The following is a 9,512-nucleotide window of genomic DNA, read 5'->3' as shown; positions in this document are numbered from 1 at the left end:
GTACTACTGATTCGCTATCTCCCTTTGCCAGTTTCGTACTTCCTTATCTAAAAAATATCATTAAAGTCCAGTATTCACACTTAATTGTAGATTTTTTTACTAAAGCTTTATATTGATCAAGTAAAATACGGACAAGTTAAAGGAAGTTTGAAGAAGAGAAAATACCTAAAGCTTATTGCGTCCTTATGAAACTATCTAGCAGTATCACATAGCTTCCATTTTCCGTTTTCTTTAATTAAACGAAATGCCTCTTTTTTTAGGTAGTTAGGAATTGAAACAACTCTTGTATTTCCGTTATCAGAATAAGTAACATTACCTGAAACTTTAACAATGGCTCTGCCTTTTTGAGGATCATAGAACCTCGTATCATAGTAAACGTCGGACATATCTACGTTTGTGAAAGCAGATCCGATTTTTATGTACGTCTCAAGTAACTCTCTCATCTGTCTTCCGAACAATACATCAGAAGCAGCTATCATCAATCTGTCAGATTGACAGAAGTTTTGCTCAATATTATCTACATTCCCGCTTCCTACTTTCTGGTGAAAATCCCTTAAGTCAGCTTCTGGGCTGTCTAGGTTTCTTTGTGGTGGTATATATGTCGTTGAAAGTGCTATCGCCAAAACTGACTGTTGAAATTTTTTAAGTTCACCAGGGGCAGTAGTTGCCGTGATGACGTTTAATACACCGTATTCATTGATATAACCAATCCAAAGAGCATCGTATTTTTTTCCATCTTCAACATTGTTTGGTTGTCTCCATAACCACAAAGTTTTTCCATATAACGTAACCTGCTGGATTTGAGACTGCGTTACATTTATCTTGTAACGACCAGATAGAAATCTTAGATAGGTTTCTAAAGCTCTTTCTGGTGTGTAACCAACAACCCCTGCTTGTTCTAGTATCTTTACAGGAGCAAAAATTCCGACATATACCTCATTTAATCCTCCAGTAAATCTATCTACGTTTGAGATTTGGTATCTGTCGTCTTGAGGTCTTAAACCACCATTCCAACTAGACGGATAACGTACTGCCAAACGACCAAACTTTAGATAATGTACATAATCAGCTATATTAGCAACGTCTTGTGGAACATTGTTTGTAATATTCTTTGGTAAATTCTCAGGAATAGTAAGATACTGTGCTTTAGCAAAATCATCACAGAATAAAGCAAGAAAAGAAGCAATTATAATTGCTTTAGTAAATTTAAGCATAAATCATTTAACAAGGATAGATTTTCTGATAGTAAATTAAAAAGGATAGGTTTTCTGATAAGAAATTAGACAATTGAGCCTAAAATGCAATATTTTTTGTCAATTTATTTATGTTTCTTAACAAGATAGATGTGGACAATAATCAACTATGGGGCAAAAAGGGCATGGATTGTTGAATCATCGGCCAAGTTAAGAGCCGTAAATCAAAATTGTCAGTTGAGTGCAGTTGCGATCGCAACAACTTAATTGATCCTCGACAATCTCGCTTACTCTGGCTGATGCTCTGGCGACATTTGGCAGAGTTCACATAAAAGGTAATCTGAGGTGCGTAGGCGCAGCCCGCCTCCTGCATCGCCCCTCCAAAACTTAAACAAAAAGGCGATCGCACCCCCAAACCGCGTAGGCGCAGCCCGCCTTCGGCATCGCCTTTTTCCTCTAAGAAAATTTGATCACAATCTGCAAAGCAGGATCATCATTCCAGCATTGTTGGAGGGAGTCAAAACCAGGATTTTCCCCAACCAGAGAAGCCATCTTCAGTTTCTCCATTCGCAATAGTCTAACTTTGGATCTCATGGCGATGTCTTCAGTGGTAAACAACGCCTCATACCAATTCGCAATTCGCAATTCGCAATTAAAAAACTTAGACGCAGCAAAGTTTTCACGCCTTACATCTGTATCAGATTTTTCATGAAATGGTATCACTAGATTTTTGCACCTGATAATTGACTACAGATATATTCCACTGCTTCTCAAACTTGGTGATTGTTGCCCTCATACTGGCGTAATACTTGCTGTCTAGTAAATATTGAATTACACACAATGGGGGGCATTCTCCAAGGTTTGCTCTATCCAACCATTCAAATATCTCACTTTGATTTAATGACACGGGCGCGGCGGAACAAATACCCTCATGACAGTCCCTCACCTCAACACTACAATCTTGGTTTTCAGCCAACAACGGAGCGGAATTATTTTGTTCTGCTTGCCCCTGTGTTTGATTAGCGATCGCTAAAGTTGAAGAAAATTCATTTACAACGACGGGTGCGACGGAACAAGTACCTTCATGAGAGACTGCCGCCTCAACGCCACAATCCTGGTTTTCAACCAACAACGAAGCGGGATTACTCTGTGCATCATCCACAAGCGCTAGCGTCGTGCAGTCTATTGCCACAGGCAAGTCTTCAAGTTCTGACGCGCTTTCAGTACGTGAAGGCGACGCGCCCCTCAAGGGCGCATGAGCCGTTTCTTCAACACGCAGATTTTCAGTTGGCGCGTCAGAACCAACTACCATACCAACAACCTTAGTTGGTTGTTGGTAGGTAGTTAACAGGTAGTTAGAAACGTTGTTAGGTTTTTGGAACCCTTGCAAATCCTCACTTTTTTGACCATTCTTTTGGAATGATTCCAAATCAGGCTGGATTCGTTCCACTTCGGGGTGGTTTTCATTCCGTCTGGACTGGTTTACTTTCTCCCCGGCGTGGACGGCTTTCTCGTCACAAGAACTGGTTTCCGCAGACGTGGACGATTCCCAGTAAAAGCGATTGTAATAACCGTGAAGGTTACGAACACGATAGCTAATCAATCCTGGTCTACCGGAAGGCAAGCGACCAAACACTTCCTCAAACTGAAATAATCCTTGAGCCGTTAACGCTGCCCCTGCTTTTTGGAAAGATTTGTAGGTGAGGTTAGTATCGAGTTTATGAGCAGAACCTCCAAATTGTTCAGCCGCTACAGAGTCTAACCAAAGCTGTTGCACAGATGGAGGTTGCTGACGAACCCAGTTGATATCCTCAATTGATACTTTGCAATGTGGTCTAATCGATTTGTCTGCGTCCGTTTGTTTGCGCTCATTACGCTGTTTGCTGCCACCGTTGATTGCTTTTAATGCTGTAGTCATATTTATCTCCTAAATTTTTCCATGACAATGTGGGCGACATTGCACCCATGCCGCGTTTAAGTTTTTTGGCTATTCTCTTAGCGAGTCTTTATCTACTGGTTTTCGCCCTGCCAGAATCGCAACTCTTCCCTGGAATAGCTTTGAGTCTTTTTCAACTCATTGCGCCAGTGATCCCAGGCGACAACTACTTTGCCCCCTACCTCGTCTACAACTTCGCCTCTCTCCAAATACAGAGTCCGGTACGGGTCAGCATGGGCAACAATAGAACCGATGCCAATAGTGCGCGGTTGAAGGGATGCGTTCTGGAGTGTGGAAATTAATTCTGTTTCCTGGGTGGTAAGTTCTGCCCAATAATCCGACTTAATCACCTCGTATTCTTGCGCCACTGCCCAAAACTCCTGCGAACTACACCCAGGTTTAGCTAACACTGCCCTAATGTCGCTAACTGCCTGGGGTAGCATTTCCAATTGTTCGGCTCGATACGCGATCGCAGTTGGTGTAGGTTCACTCCCCAGAATTATCGCTGCCGCTTCGAGCGCTTGAGTATTGTTCATCGCACTGGCTAAGTTTTTCAAAGCCATGCCCATCAGCCGCAAACATTCTTGTGCATTCTCCTTGGGTGGTTCTTGGGCTAGCGATCGCAAATCAATTGTCTTTTCTAACGCCTGTTTCACCTGCTTGTTCAACGCTTTGGTCGCTTGCTGGGTCATGGTATTCCCCCACTGTTGCGAGGGACGTTGCTCTACAGCATTTTCCAAATCCTGAATACGCTGCCTAAGCTGTTGGTTCTCAGCCTCCAGCTTTCTCAACCCTTCCATTTCCGAAAGCCGTTGCTGCAACTGGATATTTTCTTCTTTCTGTTGCTTGAATAGTTGTTGCAGAGATTGGATTTGCTCTTGCACTTGTTCTTCGGCTTTGGCTGTGGCCTCTGTTTGCAAACCAATCCTCATTTCTTGGGAGAGTCGCTCTAACTCCTGTTTATGGCGTTCTTCAATAGCAGCGATCGCTTCAGAATATTCTTTTGGGTAAGTCCGCCCACTCGATTCGGACACAATTGCGTCATTTAAATCAGCCAAATCACTATTGTTTACTAGCAGCCTCTCACCATCGCTAAAGGTGACAATCTGCTGATAGTTATTTGGTGCATCTGCTTCAATCACTCCTGATTCACCATAACGAGGGTGTGAAAGGGAAGAAACAGTGGCAAAATTACACAATTGCGTTTTGACTTTTTCTTGTTTTGTGCTACTGGTTCTAGTGGGTGACGTATTTTTTGGAACGACCTTCTGTACTGCAAGAGCAAAATCGGCAGCAGTGGGGAAGGGTTTTTCTTTGGCTGCGATCGCAACAGCTTGCTCTAACTTATCAGGAGTTTTGACCAAACGGAGTAGAGGGCGAGTTTGAGAGGGTTTAGTGATTTTTACCCTCAGTTCCTCTGGCAGAGTATCCACTACTTTCTTTGCAGACAGTAAATCCCTGACGCGGCGATATCCCCCGTGTTTGGTTAACTCGTTCTCGCAATAGTCTTCAAAGCTTTCGTGTCCACCATCAAAGTAATAGCCTTTGTCTCGCATAAGGCTCAGTTCATCTATTGCTTGCCACTCAAATTTGTCAATGGCAGTGAAGGTTTCCTGGATGCTGGCGTTGACAACACTGTAATCGAGTGCTGTTGTCTCTTCTGTGTCTAGTGTCAGCATATCTCTTGCTCACTATGTATGGTAAATGCTTGAAAGTTGGGATGTTGCAGTTTAACCAAAGTGAACTGAGGAGATACTGAAGGGTGTTTGCACAAAAATGTGTCAGCATTATAATAAGCTCACTTTGTGATCAACGGATTGAGCAGGCGATCGCATTGCTTTGGTCGGCGGGCGGTCGCTTTTAGCTTTTACGCTGCTTTTAGGAGATCAACTTCTGCACTTTCGCCCAGAATTTTCCTTTTATTCGCTAAAGTCTCTGTTTCTGCTTGAGAATTGAGCGTGACACCTTTTTCTATTCTTAGTCTTTTGGGTGGCTCACCTTCCTCAAGCAAGTCTCCAGGCTTACAATTAAGGGCTTCACAGAATCTTGCTGCTGCATCTAATGTGAGTGATTTAACCTTATTTTGTTCAATTTTTTGGATGAACTGAGGACTATAACCAGTCTTTCTAGCTAGGTCATTCTGAGAAAGACCCGCAGCCTCTCTCAATTTTTTTAATGCGATAAACACAATCATCCTCTCCAAATAATACTCCTATTATAGTGGTACTACTATTGGATGTAAACATATAGGACTTACATCTATTGGTATTAGAGTTGCTTATGTGCAACCAATAGTAGTATTACAAATCTCTATCTAAAAGTAACTACTACTCTATTGACTACTACTAATAGGTGTACTAATATTATGTGCATGAGGGTAAGAAAAACGAACCGTCTGCACCCGAACGCAATCAAGGGTTCGCAAGCCAAATTACCAAACATTCACTCATTCAATTAACCACAAAACCAAGTGCCACCGGGACTAGCAGCCGGAAGCCAAACTTGTAATGCTCAAGCCAACGAAGATGATCTCGATGACCTACCAAGTCTTAAAAAACTGGTTATTTAGTGCCATTCGTCTAGAAATTAAAGATTTTACAGCAAAGCTGAATTTAGTAGAGTGTCCTCTTCCGAACACAGCACTTCCTTATACATCTCCTGATGCTGCTGTCTGCTGTCTTGCTCTTGAAGCAACTAGCTTTGATGGCTACGCCAAATCATTTTGAGAGCGTTGTGCTAAACCACAACGTTCTTTGCACACATAACAAAGGCAATCGCCCCTCCGACCAAGAAGTAAGCGATCGCCTTTTATCCAACTGAATGGAGATCAATATTATGCCTTATACAACACATACACAGCAAGCAATTCCTAGTTCTTCTGTTGATGAACAAACCCTCGCCCAAGCAGAACTGTACACCCACCTCGAAACCCAAGCCGAAGCTGTAGCCCCCACCCAAGATCCTCTCACCAGCAGAGATCGTCGCATCATTGGCGAGATTATCGAAGTAGAACCCGAATCAGTTCGCACCATTTGGATCGAAGGCGGAATCACAGTATGGGTGCAGCTTGTGGAAGGCGGACGGCTACCATTCGAGCGTGACTGGTTCGCTACAAGAGTTGCAGAGGTCAAGGCGACTCTACCGGAAACCCCATTGGAGCGCAACGAACGTTTAAGCGAGGAACTAGAAAAAGCCTGCGCTGTTTTTGGTCTATATCACGGTGAAGTTGACTGGCTCTCATTCAGCACTAAACTCTACCAAGACGGGCGTTTTGTCGGCTTCGTCGGGTGCAATCAACAAGAGTGGTACGCAAGACCAAGACAGTACGGAGTCAATCGTGTGGCTCCGAGTGCAGAACAAGTGATTGCGCTGCTGGGAGTCCGAGCGGCAGTAGCGGCGTAAGTTGCTGAAGGAGAAAGGGCGATTGCTTCCCCAAGAGAAATGCAATCGCCTTCAAGCTAAATCGTTAATGAAGTGAATCATGACACAAAGTGCAGCAAGTAACTTCTTGCTTCAAGTAGGTAACTATCAAGAGAGAATTCTCCTACCTGTTACAGATGCGAATGCAGAGGTCATGAAAATCCCTAGTACTGGAAGTAAGAAAAGCGATTGCAGCCCAAGAGTAATGCAATCGCCTCTACAACGAAATTTATGACAATTCAAATCATGGCACAGAATATGATTACCACATTTTCTCTTCAAGAAGCCCAGTTAGATGAGCCAACAGAGAAAATACTCCTTCCTCCAACCGACCCCTATGCAGAGATTATCGAAGTCACAGGATACAAACTTGTGTACGTCAATGGAGCTTGCCCCAAAACTTATCGAGTATACACAGATGATTCCATGATTGGGGTGATATTTCAACATATTACGCACTGGTCGAATGCTGTAGATAAGATTCGATACGCCGAGCCGATTGATGCAGCAGTTGGACTAGACCAATTTATAAAGGTGGCAAGGGTATCAACAACAGATACGGGAGAACCACCCACGGAAGAGGAATTGCTAGATAAACAATTTGATTCGCTGACGAATGACGAGTGGGAGCGACTAAAAAGATACGTTCCAAAAACTAGAGATTTAGTTGCAGCGTAAGGAAAAAGGTGGGTCTTGACGGCCCACCTCCTCAATAAAACTATTTAGCTTCATAAATAATACCAATGGAAACCACAGAAATACTGAATCAGTTCAATTCGTGCTATTTGAAGATTCAGGCAATCGCCCAAGATGAAAACTGGCTTTTGTTAATTGCAGACAAGAAGATTGACCCAGAAGCAGCGACTCACTTAGGTGATGTCCTGCACTATTTGAGCGAGGCAATGGGTTGTGTTGAAGAAATAGTTGAGGTCAAGTTTAATCAGGATATAGAAGTATGAAACTCTACGCAACTAGTATTCCTCAAGCTTTGCCAATTTGGGCAACTGTTATATCGAATGATGCAGGTTTGATTGAAGTAGAAATAAATGATCAAGACCCTGGCTTTCATTCAATGATTGAGGAATTATCTACTGAAATCCAACCAGGAGTTATTGGTGTAAAAGCTAGCGATTTATGTCAAATACTCAGCATTGAAATGGTTGATAGTAACGAAGAAAATTGATAATCAAAATGAAATTTACAACTGTATCTGTTAGCTACTCCAGAAAATTTAATCTAGGCGACTATGAATCTCTAGAACTAGGCTGTTCTCTCTGGGCACAAGTCGAAGATGGAGAAGACGCAGATGGGATAACCCAATTTCTCTATCAACAAGCCAAAGCTTCGGTAAAACAAGCGGTAATGCCTGTGCTGAAAGCCTCAGAGTTTCAGATAGCTAAGGCTAAATCTAGCAAAAAAGTGTCTGGTGATGTCAACGAAAACGATTGGTAAGAGTTTGGAATTGACTAATGCAAGAATTAATCAAAGCTTTAATCAAGGCAAAGGCAGAGTTTAATCCGATTCAAAAAGATGGTACTAATCCTCACTACAAGCGCAAATATGCAACACTTGATGCTGTATTAGATGCTGTCACTCCCGGGCTTAGTAAACATGGATTAGTAATAATTCAAACCACCGAAATATTTGAAGGTAAAACCGTACTACGGACTCATATTTTTCATGAATCTGGAGAGAATATCACCAGCACTTATCCTTTACCCGAAATCAGTGATTCTCAAAAGTTTGGTGCAGCATTAACTTATGCACGACGATATGCGGTTTGTGCAATTTTATCAGTGACGGCAGATGAAGATAATGATGCTGAAGGTGCAACTACTCCTCAAAAGCCTGAACAAGTACAAAATAATATTAGACCCCGCAAAGACAATCAACAGTATAGAGTCCAGCCACCAAAACAAGCTGTAACTGCACCATCAATCAACCCAAAAGATTTGCGAGTTAAAGAAGTTCGCACACTTTTAAATTATCCACTCGATTTAGTCAAAGAGTGGCTGCATTCTCGAAATGTTACCAGTCCGAGTGAGCTTGATTCTCTCCAAATTGATGAGCTAGTGAAAACTATGTGTTTGGCTTGGGCTGGTAATAAGTTTGGACATCCTGATCATGCTGTTAATTCTTATCAGAGACACGTAATTGATGCTGTGGCACGAGGAGTAGATGAAACAAGAGCAATCAACGACTGGATGGAAGGAGCGCTTGCACAATTACCAGAACTGAATTGAGAAGAAAAATCATACTTCAAACTAGGAGGTAGAGTAAAAATGAATCTTTGGTCAAGAATGGATTTAATTGCATTAACAAATGAGCGCTTTTTAGGAGAGTATTATGATTTTATTTCTGATTACGATGGCGGATGGATGATTAAGTTCTTCTATCTGATTAAAGTAAATGTTGCTCTCTGGTTTGGATGGGAGTCACAGCCGGAATATGATGGCTGGCATTGGGGACTGGGGTATTTTGGAGAGGAATACCGATATGACTGGAATGCACCAATAGGATCTTGTGATTGGCAAGAAATTTGTACTCCCGTCAGTTTTCTAAGATGGCAGTATGGTATCGGTGAAAACTCCAATTACTAATCAATAATAGGCTGTTCATTAAAGGATTAGAAATGGCTAATTTTCCACCAATTAATTCAGTTGTCAAAGTCATTAAAACAGTTGCATAACAAGACCCCAGATTGGGGCAAACAGGTACAGTAATTCAGTATTCAGCACACGGCATGATTTGCGTTCATTTCCCAGATATGCCGCCTGGTCAAGGATTTTTTTTCAATTCACATCATCTACAAATCATAGAGTCATAGTCAAGATTATGCCGAGGAAATCTACTTACCCCACCTCTACTGACCATTCCTCACTGTGTCTACAGTATCTCCGTCGTTGTGGGGGTAGCGCACGATTGTGCAGTATCAAATTTAGCCTGGGAGTGATTCAAGGCTT

General features: G+C 42.3%; 15 protein-coding genes. 9 read left to right on the top strand and 6 right to left on the bottom strand.

Annotated features, from left to right (window positions below; translation table 11 throughout):
• Positions 1 to 191: 191 nt before the first annotated feature.
• The 6 genes from GNF10_RS32380 to GNF10_RS32355 form a co-directional block, all read right to left on the bottom strand.
• A complete protein-coding gene (locus GNF10_RS32380) occupies positions 192 to 1,214 on the bottom strand; it encodes a hypothetical protein (RefSeq protein ID WP_179076910.1) in 1,023 nt (340 codons plus the stop codon).
• 142 nt (positions 1,215 to 1,356) lie between these two features.
• A complete protein-coding gene (locus GNF10_RS32375; RefSeq protein WP_185607360.1) occupies positions 1,357 to 1,566 on the bottom strand; it encodes a hypothetical protein in 210 nt (69 codons plus the stop codon).
• Between the two features lie 83 nt (positions 1,567 to 1,649).
• Positions 1,650 to 1,916 carry a hypothetical protein gene (locus GNF10_RS32370; RefSeq protein ID WP_179076878.1) on the bottom strand — a complete coding sequence of 89 codons (267 nt, stop codon included), beginning with the start codon at positions 1,914 to 1,916 and terminating at the stop codon, positions 1,650 to 1,652.
• Complete coding sequence (locus tag GNF10_RS32365) at positions 1,900 to 3,111, bottom strand: hypothetical protein (protein ID WP_185583416.1); 1,212 nt, start codon at positions 3,109 to 3,111, stop codon at positions 1,900 to 1,902. The genes GNF10_RS32370 and GNF10_RS32365 overlap by 17 nt, the downstream gene beginning before the upstream one ends.
• Before the next feature lie 92 nt (positions 3,112 to 3,203).
• Positions 3,204 to 4,808 (bottom strand): hypothetical protein, encoded by a 1,605-nt coding sequence (locus tag GNF10_RS32360; protein ID WP_185607359.1) that lies wholly within the window; start codon positions 4,806 to 4,808, stop codon positions 3,204 to 3,206.
• Positions 4,809 to 4,996: 188 nt separating this feature from the next.
• A complete protein-coding gene (locus tag GNF10_RS32355) occupies positions 4,997 to 5,323 on the bottom strand; it encodes a helix-turn-helix transcriptional regulator (RefSeq protein ID WP_185583418.1) in 327 nt (108 codons plus the stop codon).
• A 340-nt stretch (positions 5,324 to 5,663) separates the two neighbouring features.
• Between GNF10_RS32355 and GNF10_RS32350 the strand changes: the two genes are divergently transcribed.
• The 9 genes from GNF10_RS32350 (at position 5,664) to GNF10_RS32310 (ending at position 9,149) form a co-directional block, all read left to right on the top strand.
• Positions 5,664 to 5,855, top strand: coding sequence for a hypothetical protein (locus GNF10_RS32350; protein WP_185583419.1), 192 nt, complete (start codon positions 5,664 to 5,666; stop codon positions 5,853 to 5,855).
• Between the two features lie 109 nt (positions 5,856 to 5,964).
• Complete coding sequence (locus GNF10_RS32345; protein ID WP_185583421.1) at positions 5,965 to 6,531, top strand: hypothetical protein; 567 nt, start codon at positions 5,965 to 5,967, stop codon at positions 6,529 to 6,531.
• Positions 6,532 to 6,610: 79 nt separating this feature from the next.
• Entirely contained in the window at positions 6,611 to 6,784 is a 174-nt protein-coding gene (locus tag GNF10_RS32340) for a hypothetical protein (RefSeq protein WP_185607358.1), read from the top strand.
• On the top strand, positions 6,781 to 7,227 hold the full coding sequence (locus GNF10_RS32335; protein WP_185583423.1) for a hypothetical protein: 447 nt from the start codon (positions 6,781 to 6,783) through the stop codon (positions 7,225 to 7,227). Before GNF10_RS32340 ends, GNF10_RS32335 begins: the two co-directional genes overlap by 4 nt.
• 65 nt (positions 7,228 to 7,292) lie before the next feature.
• Positions 7,293 to 7,508 (top strand): hypothetical protein, encoded by a 216-nt coding sequence (locus GNF10_RS32330; protein ID WP_185583424.1) that lies wholly within the window; start codon positions 7,293 to 7,295, stop codon positions 7,506 to 7,508.
• On the top strand, positions 7,505 to 7,732 hold the full coding sequence (locus GNF10_RS32325; RefSeq protein WP_185583426.1) for a hypothetical protein: 228 nt from the start codon (positions 7,505 to 7,507) through the stop codon (positions 7,730 to 7,732). Before GNF10_RS32330 ends, GNF10_RS32325 begins: the two co-directional genes overlap by 4 nt.
• Before the next feature lie 8 nt (positions 7,733 to 7,740).
• On the top strand, positions 7,741 to 8,001 hold the full coding sequence (locus tag GNF10_RS32320; RefSeq protein ID WP_185583429.1) for a hypothetical protein: 261 nt from the start codon (positions 7,741 to 7,743) through the stop codon (positions 7,999 to 8,001).
• Between the two features lie 17 nt (positions 8,002 to 8,018).
• A complete protein-coding gene (locus GNF10_RS32315) occupies positions 8,019 to 8,792 on the top strand; it encodes an ERF family protein (RefSeq protein WP_185583431.1) in 774 nt (257 codons plus the stop codon).
• Between the two features lie 39 nt (positions 8,793 to 8,831).
• The gene (locus GNF10_RS32310) at positions 8,832 to 9,149 is read left to right on the top strand and encodes a hypothetical protein (RefSeq protein ID WP_185583434.1); all 318 of its coding nucleotides are present in this window, start codon (positions 8,832 to 8,834) and stop codon (positions 9,147 to 9,149) included.
• Positions 9,150 to 9,512: the final 363 nt, after the last annotated feature.

Origin of the sequence: Nostoc sp. UCD121, assembly GCF_014222285.1 — a bacterium.
Taxonomy (GTDB): domain Bacteria; phylum Cyanobacteriota; class Cyanobacteriia; order Cyanobacteriales; family Nostocaceae; genus Nostoc.
Note: the sequence above shows the minus strand (reverse complement) of the source record. Positions and strands in the feature narration are given on the sequence as shown.

Bases quoted from the DNA above. Each gene is read 5' to 3' on its own strand.
- GNF10_RS32380 (WP_179076910.1), bottom strand. From the start codon at position 1,214: ATGCTTAAATTTACTAAAGCAATTATAATTGCTTCTTTTCTTGCTTTA.
- GNF10_RS32375 (WP_185607360.1), bottom strand. From the start codon at position 1,566: ATGCAGGAGGCGGGCTGCGCCTACGCACCTCAGATTACCTTTTATGTG.
- GNF10_RS32365 (WP_185583416.1), bottom strand. From the start codon at position 3,111: ATGACTACAGCATTAAAAGCAATCAACGGTGGCAGCAAACAGCGTAAT.
- GNF10_RS32360 (WP_185607359.1), bottom strand. From the start codon at position 4,808: ATGCTGACACTAGACACAGAAGAGACAACAGCACTCGATTACAGTGTT.
- GNF10_RS32355 (WP_185583418.1), bottom strand. From the start codon at position 5,323: ATGATTGTGTTTATCGCATTAAAAAAATTGAGAGAGGCTGCGGGTCTT.
- GNF10_RS32350 (WP_185583419.1), top strand. From the start codon at position 5,664: ATGACCTACCAAGTCTTAAAAAACTGGTTATTTAGTGCCATTCGTCTA.
- GNF10_RS32345 (WP_185583421.1), top strand. From the start codon at position 5,965: ATGCCTTATACAACACATACACAGCAAGCAATTCCTAGTTCTTCTGTT.
- GNF10_RS32340 (WP_185607358.1), top strand. From the start codon at position 6,611: ATGACACAAAGTGCAGCAAGTAACTTCTTGCTTCAAGTAGGTAACTAT.
- GNF10_RS32335 (WP_185583423.1), top strand. From the start codon at position 6,781: ATGACAATTCAAATCATGGCACAGAATATGATTACCACATTTTCTCTT.
- GNF10_RS32330 (WP_185583424.1), top strand. From the start codon at position 7,293: ATGGAAACCACAGAAATACTGAATCAGTTCAATTCGTGCTATTTGAAG.
- GNF10_RS32325 (WP_185583426.1), top strand. From the start codon at position 7,505: ATGAAACTCTACGCAACTAGTATTCCTCAAGCTTTGCCAATTTGGGCA.
- GNF10_RS32320 (WP_185583429.1), top strand. From the start codon at position 7,741: ATGAAATTTACAACTGTATCTGTTAGCTACTCCAGAAAATTTAATCTA.
- GNF10_RS32315 (WP_185583431.1), top strand. From the start codon at position 8,019: ATGCAAGAATTAATCAAAGCTTTAATCAAGGCAAAGGCAGAGTTTAAT.
- GNF10_RS32310 (WP_185583434.1), top strand. From the start codon at position 8,832: ATGAATCTTTGGTCAAGAATGGATTTAATTGCATTAACAAATGAGCGC.